The organism is Desemzia sp. FAM 23989, from assembly GCF_045528345.1.
Taxonomy (GTDB): Bacteria; Bacillota; Bacilli; order Lactobacillales; family Carnobacteriaceae; genus Desemzia.
The window spans coordinates 42,547-59,211 of record NZ_JBGQQT010000007.1; the positions used below are offsets into that span (position 1 = coordinate 42,547).

10 protein-coding genes are annotated in these 16,665 nt (G+C 37.3%); all 10 read right to left on the reverse strand.

The window, feature by feature from the left end:
- Window positions 1-150 precede the first annotated feature (150 nt).
- Window positions 151-1,377, reverse strand: a complete 1,227-nt coding sequence (locus tag ACEN36_RS05820) for a hypothetical protein (RefSeq protein ID WP_407096462.1) — start codon at window positions 1,375-1,377, stop codon at window positions 151-153.
- Between the two features lie 152 nt (window positions 1,378-1,529).
- Window positions 1,530-3,248 carry a DUF262 domain-containing protein gene (locus tag ACEN36_RS05825; protein ID WP_407096463.1) on the reverse strand — a complete coding sequence of 573 codons (1,719 nt, stop codon included), beginning with the start codon at window positions 3,246-3,248 and terminating at the stop codon, window positions 1,530-1,532.
- Between the two features lie 979 nt (window positions 3,249-4,227).
- A complete protein-coding gene (gene rlmD / locus ACEN36_RS05830) occupies window positions 4,228-5,610 on the reverse strand; it encodes a 23S rRNA (uracil(1939)-C(5))-methyltransferase RlmD (protein WP_407126157.1) in 1,383 nt (460 codons plus the stop codon).
- A gap of 121 nt (window positions 5,611-5,731) precedes the next feature.
- Window positions 5,732-6,748 (reverse strand): diacylglycerol kinase, encoded by a 1,017-nt coding sequence (locus ACEN36_RS05835; protein ID WP_407096466.1) that lies wholly within the window; start codon window positions 6,746-6,748, stop codon window positions 5,732-5,734.
- A gap of 20 nt (window positions 6,749-6,768) precedes the next feature.
- Window positions 6,769-8,199 (reverse strand): Asp-tRNA(Asn)/Glu-tRNA(Gln) amidotransferase subunit GatB, encoded by a 1,431-nt coding sequence (gene gatB, locus ACEN36_RS05840; RefSeq protein WP_407126158.1) that lies wholly within the window; start codon window positions 8,197-8,199, stop codon window positions 6,769-6,771.
- A gap of 15 nt (window positions 8,200-8,214) precedes the next feature.
- Window positions 8,215-9,666: an Asp-tRNA(Asn)/Glu-tRNA(Gln) amidotransferase subunit GatA gene (gene gatA, locus ACEN36_RS05845; protein ID WP_407126159.1), complete on the reverse strand. Its 1,452-nt coding sequence runs from the start codon at window positions 9,664-9,666 to the stop codon at window positions 8,215-8,217.
- A 1-nt stretch (window position 9,667) separates the two neighbouring features.
- Complete coding sequence (gene gatC / locus ACEN36_RS05850; RefSeq protein ID WP_407126160.1) at window positions 9,668-9,973, reverse strand: Asp-tRNA(Asn)/Glu-tRNA(Gln) amidotransferase subunit GatC; 306 nt, start codon at window positions 9,971-9,973, stop codon at window positions 9,668-9,670.
- A 1,071-nt stretch (window positions 9,974-11,044) separates the two neighbouring features.
- Window positions 11,045-12,232 carry a CamS family sex pheromone protein gene (locus ACEN36_RS05855; RefSeq protein ID WP_407126161.1) on the reverse strand — a complete coding sequence of 396 codons (1,188 nt, stop codon included), beginning with the start codon at window positions 12,230-12,232 and terminating at the stop codon, window positions 11,045-11,047.
- Between the two features lie 4 nt (window positions 12,233-12,236).
- Window positions 12,237-14,288, reverse strand: a complete 2,052-nt coding sequence (gene ligA, locus ACEN36_RS05860; protein WP_407102684.1) for an NAD-dependent DNA ligase LigA — start codon at window positions 14,286-14,288, stop codon at window positions 12,237-12,239.
- A 34-nt stretch (window positions 14,289-14,322) separates the two neighbouring features.
- Entirely contained in the window at window positions 14,323-16,560 is a 2,238-nt protein-coding gene (pcrA, locus tag ACEN36_RS05865; RefSeq protein WP_407126162.1) for a DNA helicase PcrA, read from the reverse strand.
- Window positions 16,561-16,665: the final 105 nt, after the last annotated feature.

Consider the following 16,665-nt stretch of genomic DNA (forward strand, 5'->3'; position numbering starts at 1 on the left):
AAAAATATCTACGAAATTTATCTCGCTAACCTTTAAAATAGAAAAATTCCAAAATATCCTTTAGATATCATGGACCTAAATTAGCGGTAAAACATAAACCTTATTATTTTAGTGAAAAAAGAATTGAAGTTCGATATAAATAAATTCATGCTACTCTTTTATATATATTTTTTCTTCACGATACAATATTTCTACCTTTTGATTTTGAATTTTACTGTATTGTTCAATAGCTAAAGGTATCGCAAGTAAATCTTTTGGATTTGAGTAGTCATCTATATATTGCTGCATCTCTGAAATGTTTTCTTGCTTACTGACTTCTTTCTTTTTATTTTCTTTATTCAATATCCAATCTGCACTCAATTCTGCAAATGTTGCCAATAATTCTATTTTCATCCCTCCAGTATCTTTTAACATTTTTGGGAATACATTATACCATGCTCCATCTTTACTTTTTAAAATTCTAAGACCTTCGAAGTATTCCGGAATCAAATCATATGTTTCCGCAAATTCTATCGTGCTATCTATTATGTTATCTAATAATTTTGTTAGCCAAACCTCATCAGATTGCCCTGACATAAGTATTTCAATTAAAATAGCTAAATTATAAGATTTCAAAGCATAATTATACGCATAATAGTTCTTTTTAAATTTATGTTTGTTATCTTGAATCTGTTTCTTTTTATCTTTATCCGACATTTTACTTCTTAAATCTTTTATCTGACTATGATAAAATTTCACATCCGCTAATGATTTAATCCGAATAGATTGAATATTTGTAAGTGTTGCCTGTGTATACAATGAACTAGTCATATAATACTCTAAATTTGAGTATACTTCCGTTATAAATTCAGTGTTAGCTTCAGCCAGACTTCTTTTGTCAGCCTCGAGAAAATTTTGAATTTCATTTATATTTTCTAACAGGCTTTTTAGACTTGTATTTATTTGACTTAAAAAATATTGATTAGTTGCAACTGAACAGACATTATAAACAGATAAAATTATGTTTGAAATTCCCATTACTTGTGATGGAGAGATATGTTGCCATTCAGCTTGTCCTAAAACTTTATTATTTGTGCCATATTCAACAATATTTCCTCTGACTAAATTGACATTATTAGCAGATTTCTGTAACTGACCTAATCCTTTATCAAAAACAACTTTGTACGCACCTTCATATTTTTGGGAATCACTTACTTGTTTTAACACATTAGGAAGTTGTTGAAATACAGCCAGATTTTTACTTGTATTTAGATTCTCCAAACGTTTCCATTCTTTTGTATCAAATTCTGAGACTGGTTCGAAACCTACTAGTCCATTAATATTTTGTATAATTAATTTATAGTCATTGTTATCAATTACTTCTTTATCAAAGTCCATTTTAGCCATCCCTAACTATTATCATTATTTTCATCTCTAGTTTACCAACTACTATGATATTAATCTTAAATTCTTTTCGAAACATATCCTTTTTTTTTAAATTAACCTTCAATATTATCCTAGCAACATCAGTATAAGGAAAAGTCATAATTTTAAAGTAAAATTGCTTTCAAAGCATCACCCATTAATTTTTGTCGTTTTTCCATAAACTCTTCAAATTGTGATAGTTCATAAGAAGAATCATCCGGCATATATTTAGCATTCTCACTATTCTCTAGAATCTTAATCCAGTCTACTAGGGGCGTTGCATTTTTTCTAACATTCTCGCGCCCTTCTAATAATTGAAGATTCGCTAATGTATTTCTTCTACGTCTCCAATCATCTTTTCTATCATCATCAATTACTAATCCATTAGCAAGCTGAAGACTTGCAATCTTGTTCTCTTCAAAACCGGTATGTGGATGTAAGTGATCTTGATGGAAACCTTTCTGACTATATTTTAAATTTGGATAAAGCAAAGATAACAACATAAAGGTATATGCGCCAATTTCATACGTATCAAATAGTGCATCTATCTCTTCAGAAGTGTAGCGCAATGTTCTTTCACCAGTAAAGCGTACATTTAGTAAATTACTCATCCTAAATGAATCTGTTGGCACTACTTTCAAAGCTTCTCGTATACTTGTTAGTGCTGAGTTTGTAGCTGCACCAAAAACCTGTTTTACCTGTGCAATAACTATATACTTTCTTAATTCTAAAATGCTTTCATTATCAAAATTTCCACCATTAAAACGATAATATACCATTGGTGATACAGCCACATAAGATATAATATTCTCTGAATTAAAGCCGAATTCATTAAGTAGATCTACTGTGTCCTTGATAGCTTTACGAATGCTCTCCCAATTATCTTTTATCTTTAATACGCTTTCCTTCTTGAATGTCTCAACTTTAAGCGTAACGGACATATCGAGGAGATATAGACAAGTACGCATGATAAAATCATTGGAAAACTTATATCCTTCACCAATTTTATTAATTTCTGCAAGCAGTTTATCTATTTCATCTCTAGCTTTGTCCCAATGCGAAACAATGGTAGAGAATAACAAATCACTCTTCGATAAAATAGTACCACCAGAATTCACACGAACGAATATATCGAGGACGCTGTCGATATAGTCCGTTTGAACTTCAAAATAGTTAATTATTTCGTCACCCACAAGTCGAGTATGTAGCAAAGATATATTCTTCATTGCAATTTTATTCGCAGCCCAACCGCTCGGAATAATTAAATCTGTTACTAACTCATCTTGAGAATACTTTAATATATCTTTAACTAGGTACCATAGTTTATCATCTTTTTGCTTTTCAGCCTCTATTTGTGTCAGAAATTTAAACTCGTAAGAGATATCCTCCTCATCAGTTCTCTGACTATGCAGATTTAAATACAATTCTTTTATAGGGAATGCATCATCATTTTTCCATCGCTTGTTTGGTAACTTCCTGCTCATGCTACCTTGCAAAGCTATGTACAAAGAGGTTAATCTTTGTTGACCATCAAGAACAGCCCATATTGTTTCTTCATCACTTCCAATAGGAAATGGTTGTGGTGCAGATGGGTTTTTATAGATATCTCTTTCATGAAAATTTTTTATAAATTCGTACATTGAGTACTCTTTTTTGTTAATGATTGATTTTCTAACTTTCCAAAATAGAAAAGTTCCTATAGGATATCCAAGCATGATAGAATCCATCAACTTTGTTATTTGATCATTATTCCACACATATTTTCTTTGTATTGCCGGAAGATAAATTTTGCGACTATTTATTTCTTCGATTACAGCTCTTATATTTTTCTTTTCATATGCCATAAGTGTCTCTCCATTTTCCCTTTATTTTACTTTTTCTTATTGTAATTCTTATCGATCTATCAAACATACTTGTCACTCTGCAGATCCTTTAGTACAGCTATGAAAGTTCTATTTTTGATATCATTTAATAATGAGAATGGTTCTTCGTCTTCCTATAATTTTGTACCGGCTTTCAATTCATCCGATGTGAATCACTTTTTAATTTCCTATTAAAATTCTATGCCTTTCCCAAACTCGTTTTGCAAGTTCAGCAACCCTTATATATTCGTACATTAGGTTAATCATATCTGCTCTAGTTAGCATACAACATCTCCAATATACACTAATTATACTGTAATTCACTTGATTGTTGAACATAACAAATATTTCATATTTAAAGAAGCAGTCTTTGGACTTATTGATTTAATTGTGCATCACTACAAAAAAGTTCTAAACAAACTTTTATTGCCTTTGATAGAGATATGGTATATTCAATACATATTTACACTATACTTCATAAAACGATCGTTACTTATTCTGCTAAAACAAAAATGATTTATTTGAAAACATATGAGGGAAACCAAACAAAATTATTGTGAAAACATGCTCCTTTTGGTGTCCTAAGAAAGAATGTTATACTATTGATATCGTAAAATAACATCTTTTTTAATTCTCTACCTTTCAGTTACTCATTCCTAAAAATTTTTGGAGAAATATGGGGTTGCTTATAGCCATGAATAAGGATGCAATGAGAATTACTTAGCGTTAGGCTTTAGCCGTTACGCTAAGTTTGAAGCTTGCAAGCCTTGAGATGCGGTTTTCAGCTCAAGGTGTTCCCATGGCTTTCATAAGCAGCCCCATAGGTCGGAGGAAATTTCTTTACCAATATCAGAAGATAAAGGCATAAAAAAAAGAAGCTACTCAATAATAAAATCAAGTTAGCTTCTTTCTATTTTAAAGTACTAGTGCATTCACTACATATCTTGTTATACGAAGTTTACTAGTCTTCTATTCTTGTCAACAACGTTACCGACTCTATATGAGTAGTTTGTGGGAACATATCTACTGGTTGTACTTTTTCAACAGAATAGCCGCCTTCAGCTAGTAAAGCCACATCACGAGCTAATGTTGCTGGGTTACAGCTGACATACACCATTTTAGTAGGTTTCATTTCAAGTACAGCATCAATAAATTGTCCTTCTAATCCTTTACGTGGAGGATCTACCACTAGTAAATCTGCCGTACGTTCTTCTTGACTCCATTCAAGCATCACTTCTTCAGCCGCTCCAACTTGGTAAGTTACGTTTTCGACGCCATTTAACACAGCGTTGCGTTTTGCATCTTCAACGGCCATTTCAACGATTTCGATTCCGTATACTTCTTTAGCTTTTTTAGCCAAAGCAAGAGTAATGGTACCAATACCGCAATAAGCATCAATAACAGTTTCTTCACCCGTCATATCTGCAAAATCAAGGACTGTTTGGTACAATTTCTCCGTTTGCAATGGGTTGACTTGATAGAAAGAACGGTGAGAAATCTCAAACGTATTTCCCATCAATTCATCCGTAAATTTGTCTTCACCATGCAATACGATAGCTTCTTCTCCTAAGATCACGTTTGTGCCTCTTGGATTGACGTTTTGAACGATACTGACAACCTCTGGCAATGCTTCAAGAATATCTGGAATAATCTTGCTTGTCGGGAACAATTTCGCTGTACGTGTTACCAACACGATCATCATTTCACCAGTATGGTATCCTCTGCGAACCACAATGTGGCGCAAGTTCCCTGTGTTGTCTTTTTCGTTATACGGTTTAACACCGTATTCACGCATAATATCTCGAACCGCAATAATCGCTTGATCGATTTTAGGATCTTGAATCAGGAAGTCTTCAATCGGAATCAAGTCATGACTATTTTTACGGTAAAAACCGGTTGTCAATAGATCTCCAACCTTACGAACTGGAACCTGTGCTTTATTGCGGTATCCCCAAGGTTCTTCCATACCGATAGTGTCCAATACCGGAACTTCAGGCATTCTTGCAATACGCTGCATCACATTCTCAACTTGTTGTTTTTTGAACGCTAATTGAGACGAATAAGACATGTGTTGCAATGGTGTAATTCCTGTACGTGTATACATTTGGTTTCTTAAAGGTACACGATCAGAACTTGAAGTCAAACGATTCATGACTTTTCCATAACCATAAGTTTTTCCTGTTTTGTGAATTTTGATTTCTACTTTTTCTCCGGGCAAAGCATCTTCAATAAAAAGCGGGTAGCCATTTATTTTTCCAACACCCATCCCTTCAAATGTTAAATCTTCAATCGTAACCGTATGCTGTTCGTTTTTATTTACTGGAATAGTTTGGTCTTTTTTCAAATCCTTTTCTCCTTCCACTCAAAAACATTCTCTGTCTTTGGTGCGCTTGTTCTCATTTGCAACGGCCGTTTTTCTTGTGCTGCATGAAGCGAAAGTGATCTAAAAAGAAAACTTTCGTGTATTATTTTTCTTCTGGCAAATCCCCAGTTAATTCTTCCACTTGTTTCAAGAAAGCTTCTTCTACATCATCTGCAAATTCATCTTTTTCTTCTACATCATACGGAATCAAATCAACATCAGCAAACATTTCAATATGCTGTTGCAAATTGGTGAACTCTACTGGTGAATCTCCGCCATATTCTCCATCTAAATTGATCATCAATGGCGCTGAATCAGTTGTTTGTGCTTTAATCTTATTCGTTTTGATGTACATAATTTTAGAACTGTTGATGTGTTTTCCACCATTTAATAATTCTGCTATCAAACGGAATATTTCTAACAAATTGGCCGTTTTAACAATAATCAACGTAAATTTCCCATCATCTAATCGGGCATCCGGCGCAATTTGCTCAAAACCGCCTACTGAGTTGGTCAAAGCCACGAAAAACATAGAAGCATTTTCTTCAAAAATACCATCATCGTATTCAATTTTCATAGGAACAGCTTTAATGCGGGGCAACATTTCTGCGCCTTTAACAAAATAAGCTAAATACCCAAATACAGATTTTAATTGAGACGGCACTTCATAAGTCAATTCAGTAAGATATCCGGCAGCACCAATATTAATAAAGTAAGACAATTGCTTTTCTGTCTTCGCTTGACCAATATCCATATGAATGGTTTGTTTTTTTTCAATGATTTTTGCTGCAGCGATCATATCATTTCTCGGAATGTGCAATGCTCGAGCGTAATCATTCGTCGTACCAGCAGGAATAATAGCCATTTTAGGACGTTTTTTTAGTCCAGCCAATCCATTGACAACTTCATTGATCGTCCCGTCACCACCAGCAGCGACAATCAAATCGAAACCTGCTTTAGCAGCTCTTTCGGCTTCTATTTGAGCAGAAAAAGGTTCTGGTGTAGTAGCAAAAGTACTGGTTTCATAACCAGCACTTTCGTAAACACGCAATATTTCAACTAGGTTTTTCTTTAATAATTCACGCCCAGATGTTGGATTATAAATAATTCTCGCACGCATCTGTCTACCTTCTTTCCAAATTACCGTTTGCTTAACTCTTGGTTTAACAGTTTATTCACAACACCAGGGTTTGCTTGTCCTTTAGTTGCTTTCATAATTTGACCCACGAGGAATCCGATAGCTCGGTCTTTTCCGTTTTTGTAATCTTCAATAGACTGTGCGTTATTGTCTAGAATCTCATTGATGATCGGCAACAATTTAGCAGGATCACTTAATTGAACCCAACCGTTGGCTTCTACAACAGTTCCGGCATCTCCGCCATTTAGAATCAATTCACGGAAAACTTTTTTCGCAATTTTTGAACTGATAGTTCCATCAGCAATCAAATTAATCATCCCTGCTAAGTTTTCAGGAGTCAATTTCGTATCGTGTAACTCTAATTTTTCACTGTTTAAGTAAGCTGATACTTCACCCATCAACCAGTTGGCTGCTTGTTTAGCGTCAGCTCCTTTTTCAAGAGTTTCTTCAAAAAAGTCTGACATTTCTTTAGTAGCCGTCAATTGAGACGAGTCAGTTTCAGAAAGTCCAAAGTCATTAGCGTAACGAATACGACGTTCTTTCGGCATTTCAGGAATCGATTCTCTGACACGTTCGATCCATTCATCTTCAATGTATAAGTTTGGCAGATCTGGTTCAGGGAAGTAGCGGTAATCACTCGAACCTTCTTTGACACGCATCAAAATGGTTTCACCAGTAGATTCGTCGTAACGACGCGTTTCTTGTTGAATAACGCCTCCAGCTAGCAATACTTTCTCTTGGCGTTTTTCTTCAAAGGCTAACCCTCTGCGCACAAAGTTGAAGGAGTTTAAGTTCTTCAATTCGGTTTTCGTACCAAATTCATCTTGACCGAACGGACGAATCGAGATATTGGCGTCACAACGCATAGAACCTTCTTCCATTTTAACATCACTTACACCAGAGTATTGGATGATTTGTTTAATCGCTTCTAAATAAGCATAAGCTTCTTCCGGTGAACGCATGTCTGCTTCGGAAACAATCTCAATCAAAGGAGTTCCTTGACGGTTTAAATCGACATAAGAATAGCCGTCTGTACCGTGAGTGTTTTTCCCAGCATCTTCTTCTAAGTGGACGCGTTCGATACGGATTTTTTTCTTTTTGCCTTCCACTTCAACTTCGATCCATCCATCATGTCCAACAGGTTGGTCAAATTGAGAAATTTGGTACGCTTTGGGATTATCTGGATAGAAATAATTTTTACGGTCAAATTTAGTGTCTTGTGAAATTTCACAATTTAAGGCTAATGCAGCACGAATACCAAATTCTACAGCACCTTTATTGATGGTTGGTAAAACTCCTGGGTAACCCCAGTCAACTACGTTTGTATTGGTATTCGGTTCAGCTCCAAAATGTGCTGGAGATGGCGAGAACATTTTAGAGTCGGTTTTTAATTCTACGTGGACTTCTAGTCCAATAACTGTTTCAAAATTCATGTACTTTCTCTCCTCCTACAAGTTTGGTCTTGCTTTGTGGAATTCTGTTGCTTGCTCGAAAGCATAAGCTGCTCGGTAGATCGTTTGTTCATCGAAATGGTTTCCGATCAACTGCAATCCAACTGGCATGCCTTCTGAGAAACCACAAGGGATAGAAATTGCAGGAACTCCAGCTAAGTTCACTGGTACTGTTAAGATATCTGACAAGTACATAGCAATTGGGTCATCAACTTGTTCTCCAATACCATATGCAGTTGTGGTTGTTGTTGGACCTAAAATCAAATCGTATTCTTTAAAGACATTTTCAAAGTCTTGGCGAATTAATGTACGAGCTTTAGAAGCTTGTTTAAAGTGGGCATCATAAAAACCAGAACTTAAAGAGAATGTTCCCAGCATAATACGACGTTTCACTTCTGGTCCAAAACCTTCCGTACGTGTTTTAACATACAACTCTTCTAAAGATTCTGCATCTTTAGCTCTATATCCATAACGAACGCCATCAAAGCGTTGTAGGTTAGAAGAAGCTTCAGAAGAAGAAATAATGTAGTAAGCTGCAATACCGTACTTAGAATGCGGTAAGCTCACGGTTTCAATAATAGCACCAAGTTCTTTATATGTTTCAATAGCTTTCAAGACTGCTTCTTTCACGCCTTCTTGCAGACCATCTTCTAAGTATTCTTTAGGAACACCAATTTTCATTCCTTTAACGCCATCGGCAATCCCTTTGGTAAAGTCTGGTGTTTCTTTTGTGGAGCTCATTGCATCTTTTGGATCGTGACCGCTGATCGCATTTAATGCAATCGCATTGTCTTTTACATTACGCGTAAAGGGTCCAATTTGATCTAAACTAGATCCGAAAGCAATCAATCCAAAACGTGATACACGTCCATAAGTTGGTTTCATTCCAACCACACCAGTAAAGGCTGCTGGTTCACGAATGGATCCACCGGTATCCGTTCCTAATGAAACGGGAACTTGTCCAGCTGCTACTGCTGCTGCAGAACCACCTGAAGAACCACCGGGAACTTTAGATAAATCCCATGGGTTGCGAGTTAATTTGAAGTAAGAGTTTTCTGTACTTCCACCCATCGCAAATTCGTCCATGTTTAATTTCCCAACTGAAATCATTCCAGAATCCGTTACTTTTTCAGTAACAGTTGCATTATATACTGGAATAAAGTCTTCTAACATACGACTGGCAGCTGTTGTTAAAGTTCCTTCAGTAACAATATTATCTTTGATTCCAATAGGCAATCCAGATAGAATATTTTCAGGGTCAATCCCTGCTTCGTCCATTTCACGAGCTTTTAATAAAGCTTCTTCTTCTGTCAATGTAATGAAAGAACCCACTTGATCTTCTGTTTCGGAAATACGGGCAAAAACGGCTGTCATAATTTTTTCTGCTGTCGTTTCTTTGTTGACCAGCATGGTATGAAGTTCTTCTAACGAATGATCTAATAAACTCATCTTATGCTCCTCCTTCCGTATTGTCTATCATAGCTGGAACTTTTATTAAACCGTCTTTTTCAGATTTTACATTTTTAAATAATTTTTCGCGATCTGTACCAGGAGCTGCTTTGTCTTCACGCATGACACTGTAAGTTCTCATTCCGTGTGTCATAGTGGGTACATGTTCAGTATCTAATTCACTTAATTGTTCCACCATTTCAATGATTTTATCCATTTGATCGGTGAATTTTGCAATCTCATCATCTGGGATTTCTAATTTTGCTAATTTTGCAACGTGTCTGATATCTTCTTCAGTTACTGTCATTTATTATTTCACTCACTTTCTAAAAGTTCACAGATTTAAAACTTCCTTCCTATAATATCACAAACCGCGTACAGACTCTATGAATTCTTCATTTCAATGGCGAGAATTTAACGGTTGTTTAATCTCCTAGAACTTTTTTCGATCTTTTTTCAACTTATTTTTCATGATGAATAAGATAAAATCGGTTCTACAATAGTTGCCATTGGTAAATAGATAATACCCTTCTTTTTAACTCTAAGCCTATTAGAAACACATTTCTAGAAATTTCAGGAGGAATATGGGGTTGCTTATAGCCATGAAAAAGGATGCAATGGGAATTAATCCCGAGTTAAAGCTTCAGCTTTTACTCGGAGTTTGTTCTCCGCTGCGCTGCGCATACCATTTCCGTACGTCGCTAGCGCTCCAACGGCTTCGGCAACGCTCGCAAACCTTGAGTCGCGGTTTTCGGCATCAAAACGCGCTTTAAACATCAAGGATAAAATTACCTTGATGAAAAATACGCTTTAAACATCAAGGCTAAAACTTCCTTGATGAAAAACACGCTTTGAACATCAAGGATAAAACTTCCTTGATGAAAAATACGCTTTGAACATCAAGGATAAAATTACCTTGATGAAAAATACGCTTTGAACATCAAGGCTAAAACTTCCTTGATGAACAATTCGCTTTGAACATCAAGGCTAAAACTTCCTTGATGAACAATTCACTTTAAACATCAAGGCTAAAACTTCCTTGATGAAAAATTTGCTTTAAACATCAAGGCTAAAATTACCTTGATGAAAAACACGCTTTAAACATCAAGGCTAAAATCTCCTTGATGAAAAACACCATTTAAACATTAAGAGCAAAATTGGCCGGCTTGAATCGGTTAAATAACAAACTTAAATCAGTTAATCAACTCCATAATAAAAAACTCTACTTTTAAGGGTCAGCACCATGGTGTTCCCATGGATTTCCATCAGCAACCCCATAGGCCAGAGCCAATTTCTTTACCAACGCTATTTGACAAAGAGACATAAAACCAGCCACTCTTACTTAAATAACAGTAAGAGTGGCTGGTTTTATGTCTTGTTAGTCAAATATATGAGTATAAAATTCTGTTTCTCCAGTTTCTCGAGCTAAGAATGCTTCCATTCCATTTATGGAAGAAATGGATACTTCAATAGGAATGTTTGGCGGCAAAAATTTAACGGCCTGATCGTACACATGTTGTGTAAAAGCAATGACTTCCGTTTCTCCATAGAATTGCGTCACCAAATCTACTTTCATTTTCACCAATGTATCGTCGATATAAGTAGCTTCAGCAGTAACTCCGCTTAAATTAGGAAAGAAACTTTCCACTTCAGATTTGAAGTTTTGGAAACTATTCAGCTCCGTACTTTCCCCACCTTCTAATGGAAAGACCAATTTTTTCATCGACAATTTATTCCATCCGCCTACTGAATTACTTCCATTTTCGCTGATCCCCTCTGCAACATACGTACCGCCTGCTAAACTATCTTGCGGAGTTTGTTTGAAGATTCCTACTACGATCGGGATATCTTCTAATCCTTCCATTTGACGCATACGCTCCACGATTTTATCGGCCATTTCTTTCCCTTGTTGAATCAATTCTTCTTCACTGATGTCTGTTTCAAAACTGGCACCGTATTGTTCCTTCTGGTAATAATCAACCGTGTTCATTGCCAGCCCGATACTGATTCCGGACAAAGAATAGCCGTTTTCTGTCTGTACCGTAAAATTTTGTTCCAAAATAGATTTTAAATAGATCGGTGTTCGTTCATTTTCTAATTTGCTTCCATTATGTTGCGGGTTCAATCCTTCAAGATTTTCGTTTCCTTCTTCAACAGTTCGAGCGTTTCCGTATTGGTCAAATCCTTCGCCTACTGGAGTATATCTTCCAAGCCATGAGTTGGCTGTTTCGCCATCCAGGTATTGTCCTTCTTGAATCAAGTGGTCATTCGTAGAAAAATAATCTTGCGAGATCTCCAACAATCCTGTTTCAAAAGCTTTTAAATTGTAATTTGAATTTGTTCCAAGTGAAGCACCTCTGTTCACACCCGGCTGATATTGCCCATCCGTTATCAACGAACGGTAATAGTCATCAGATAATTGACGCGATGTACTGGTCGTATCTTCTGCTGCTAACTCTGATTGTGACCCATCTGACGTTGTTTCTCCTGTTTCTTCTTCAGGAGTTGCACAGGCAGTCAACAATAATACACTTCCTGCAAGTAAAATGAGTAGTTTGCTTTTCAAACTGTTATTCCTCTCCTTCTAATGTTTCCAACAATTGATCTTCATTCCATACAGGGACATCCAAGCTTTGTGCTTTCGTTAATTTGCTTCCAGCGTCTTCTCCAACAACTAAGAAATCCGTTTTTTTGGAGACACTTCCGGTTACTTTACCGCCTAAATTCTCGATCCGCTCCTTAGCTTCCTCACGGGTGAAGTGCGTCAATTTCCCGGTCAAGACAATGGTTTTCCCGTTAAAATACGAATCACTTTCTGCTACAGTTTCTTTTTTCTTGCCAAGATACGTAAGATTGACCCCTTTTGACCGAAGTTCTTCAATCAGATCCGTTACTTCCGGCAATTCAAAAAACGTCACGACACTTTCTGCAATGATATCTCCGATACCTTCGATAGCAATAATCGCTTCTTTGTCTGCTTGTTGCAATCCTTCAATCGTTTCAAATTCTTCCGCCAATAATTTTGCTGCGTTAGCTCCGACATTTCGAATTCCCAGCCCGAACACTAGTCTTTCTAAAGAATTGCTGCGACTAGCACTGATCGCAGTCAACAAATTATTTGCGGATTTATCTTTGATTTTATCCAATGTGACTAATTGGTCATAGGTCAAGCTGTAGAGATCAGCTACATCTTTGACTAAGCCTTTTTCATACAGTTGAATAATGACCTTGTTGCCTAGACCGTCAATGTTCATCGCATTACGTGACACAAAGTGTGTTAATCCTTCAATGATTTGTGCTGGACATTTTGGATTGATGCAGCGTAGAGCTACCTCTTCATCCAAATGGACCAACTCACTTTCGCATGCCGGACAATGCGTTGGAAATTCATAAGGGACACTGTCTGCTGGCCGCAAGTCTTCTACTACACGCGTCACTTCTGGAATGATATCACCTGCTTTATGAATCACGACGGTATCATTCAAGCGAATATCGCGTTCTCGAATCAAATCGACATTGTGCAAGCTGGCACGTTGAACAGTGGTACCGGCTAACTGGACAGGATTCATAATGGCTGTAGGCGTAACGACACCCGTTCTGCCAACTGTCCATTCGATTTCATTGACCACCGTATTCGCTTCTTCAGCCGGAAATTTATATGCGATAGCCCAACGAGGAGCTTTGATCGTAAAACCGATATCCTCTTGCGCTTTAAATTCATTCACTTTGATCACGATTCCGTCTATGTCGTAAGGTAAACTACTGCGCTGTTCTTGGAATTCTTGCGTATACTCCCAAACTTCCTCAATGGTTTCAAACACTCGACGTTCGTGATTGGTACGGATGCCGATTTTATCCAATTGATCTAGTGCATCCGATTGACTGGCAGCTTCCATTTCTCCAAAATCTGCCACAGTATACATAAATGTATTCAAGTTTCGTTTAGCTGTTTGTTTGGGATCTAAATTCCGCAGACCTCCTGCAGCAGCATTTCTTGGGTTTGCAAAGATATCTTCCCCATTTTCTTCCCGCTTCTGATTCAATTCCACGAAAGAAGTTTTCGGCATATAACATTCACCTCGAACTTCTATTGAATACGGATATTTTAACTTCAGCGGGACAGATTTGATCGTCCGAACGTTTTGCGTCACATTTTCTCCAACCACTCCGTCGCCACGAGTTGCTGCTTGAATCAGTTTCCCATCTTCATATTTCAAAGAAAGAGCTAGTCCATCTATTTTCAATTCACAAATATACTCAACTTTTTTGTCCGTCAATTTACGGATTCTTTTGTCGAAATCCAACAGATCTCCTTCTCCAAAAGCATTTCCCAGACTAAGCATAGGAATATCATGAGTTACTTTTTCAAATCCAGGCAGAATAGTGCCCCCGACACGTTGAGTGGGAGAGTCTCCGCTGATCAGTTCAGGATAAGTTTCTTCCAAAGTTACTAATTCACGATACAATAAATCGTATTCAGCATCCGTTACAGTCGGCTTATCCAACACGTAATATTCGTGGCTGTACCGATCCAAAGTCTCTCTTAATACTTCAACTCTCTCTGTTGCTTCTTCAAAAGACACTTCATCTAGTGGATGATTTTTTTCAGGTTTGTCTGTCAAATGGAGCACCTTCTTTCTATGTCAGTCAATACTCTTATTGTATTTTTTCAATGGGTGCGAAAGCAGCTAATAACCGTTTGATACCTGTTGGAGCAGAAAAAGCAATATCCAACTGTAAATTATCTTCGTTTCCTGTCAATTTCACGACTGTTCCGATACCCCATTTTTTATGAGCGGCTTTGTCACCAACATTCCACCCTACTTTATCTGCGCCGCTGCTGATTTTATTTGTGACTGGAGCTTGAGCTGGCGTTTGATAAGGAGTGCTGGCTGCTCGTTTCTGTACACTACTGAAAGGACCGGAATTTCTAAATGGAATAGAGCTGGCTTGTTTGTCTTCCGACTCCATGATTTCTGCATTGATTTCACTGATAAAACGAGAAGCCGCATTGGCTTGTGTACGTCCATATAAGACGCGCGAGTACGCATTTGTCAGATAGAGTTTTTTCTCCGCACGAGTGATTCCTACATAAGCTAACCGACGTTCTTCTTCTAATTGTTCTTCTTCCATCATGGCACGAGACAAGGGGAAGATCCCTTCTTCCATCCCAATCAAAAAGACAACCGGAAACTCCAATCCTTTGGCAGCATGAAGCGTCATTAAGGTGACTTCACCGTTTTCTGCTTCCAAATTATCTAGATCAGAGACCAAGGACAAGTCTGTTAAGAAAGTTAACAGATCCGTTTCTCCACCAGCGTTATCTTTTTCAAATTGTTGCGTTACAGACAAGAACTCTTGGATATTTTCTAAACGCGACTCTGACTCCAAGCTTTTTTCATTTTCTAAAGCTTCTTGGTACCCGCTGCGTTTCAACAATTCTTCTACTAGTTCAGTTATTTGCAAGTACTCTTGCATCTTGCTTAAGTCTTGCAGCAATACGCCAAAGCCTTCAAGTGACTTAGCCGCTTTTCCAGTAATATTGGTTAAGGCGATATTTTGCGCAGCTTCCAATAAAGACCAGTCATATAGATCAGCAAAAGCTCTTAATTTCTCTACTGTTCCTGGACCAACTCCTCGTTTTGGAACATTGACGATCCGTTCGAAGCTCATATTATCAGAGGGATTTGCGATCAAACGCAAGTATGCCAATACATCTTTGATTTCTTTTCGATCATAGAATTTATGGCCGCCAACCATTTTGTAAGGAATATTGGATTGCAGCAAACTTTCCTCTATTTTACGAGATTGAGCATTGGTACGGTATAGTACAGCAAAGTCGCCGTAGTTTAATTGATTTTTTTTCATTTCTTCTTGCATTTTCGAAACGACATAGCGAGACTCATCGCCTTCACTTTGAGCACGATAATAAGAAATTTTTTCTCCATCATGATTGTCAGTCCATAGTTTCTTTTCTTTTCGTTTCGCGTTGTTTCCAATGACATCATTGGCTGCTTGTAAAATGTATTTCGTAGAGCGGTAGTTTTGTTCCAATAAGATTACTTTTGCTTCTGGATAATCATTTTCAAAGTCCAAGATATTTTCCATATTTGCTCCACGCCAACCATAAATACTTTGGTCAGCATCCCCCACAACACAAAGGTTCTTAAAACGAGCTGCCAACATTTGTACTAATGTGTATTGCGCTTGGTTGGTATCTTGATACTCATCCACGTGAATGTATTGAAATTTCGCTTGATAATGTTGCAGTGTTTCAGGGCTCTCTTTGAATAAACGTGTTGTCAACATGATTAAATCATCAAAATCGACTGCTTGATTCCGACGGAGCTCTTTTTGGTAATCATCATAGCAGTCCGCTACTATCCGTTGAAAATAAGAAGCAGCTGTTTCGCGGTACTTTTCTGCGGTCAACAATTCATTTTTTGCATTGCTGATCTCAGCCAGAATCGCTCTCGGATTGAATTTTTTCGGATCAATGTCTCGCTCTTTTAAAATTCGTTTCATTAAGGTTTGTTGTTCACCTGGGTCACTAATCGTAAACGCCCTAGTATATCCAATACGGTCAATATCACGACGCAAGATTCTGACACACATTGAGTGAAATGTCGAAACCCAAACATCATTTCCACCGTCTTGAATCAATCGGCTTACCCGTTCTTTCATTTCTTTAGCCGCTTTATTGGTAAATGTGATCGCTAAAATATTCCATGGATTCACATTTTTTTCTTGGATCAAATAAGCAATACGATGAGTCAAGACACGCGTCTTGCCACTTCCTGCACCTGCCATGATCAAAAGCGGTCCATCTGTGTGGATCACCGCTTCTTTTTGTCGGGGATTCATACCGTTCACTAATTTTTCTCGTAATACCAATTCTTACATCCTCTCTGATTCCTTAAGTACATTATCCGCTTGTCTGAAACTTGTAACGGTTGCTTTTTATGCTGTCTTTTAACATTTTCCATGTCCATTTTACCA

Excerpts from the sequence above, each read along its gene's own strand:
- ACEN36_RS05820 (WP_407096462.1), bottom strand. The coding sequence starts at position 1,377 with ATGGACTTTGATAAAGAAGTAATTGATAACAATGACTATAAATTAATT.
- ACEN36_RS05825 (WP_407096463.1), bottom strand. The coding sequence starts at position 3,248 with ATGGCATATGAAAAGAAAAATATAAGAGCTGTAATCGAAGAAATAAAT.
- ACEN36_RS05835 (WP_407096466.1), bottom strand. The coding sequence starts at position 6,748 with ATGCGTGCGAGAATTATTTATAATCCAACATCTGGGCGTGAATTATTA.
- gatB (WP_407126158.1), bottom strand. The coding sequence starts at position 8,199 with ATGAATTTTGAAACAGTTATTGGACTAGAAGTCCACGTAGAATTAAAA.
- gatA (WP_407126159.1), bottom strand. The coding sequence starts at position 9,666 with ATGAGTTTATTAGATCATTCGTTAGAAGAACTTCATACCATGCTGGTC.
- gatC (WP_407126160.1), bottom strand. The coding sequence starts at position 9,973 with ATGACAGTAACTGAAGAAGATATCAGACACGTTGCAAAATTAGCAAAA.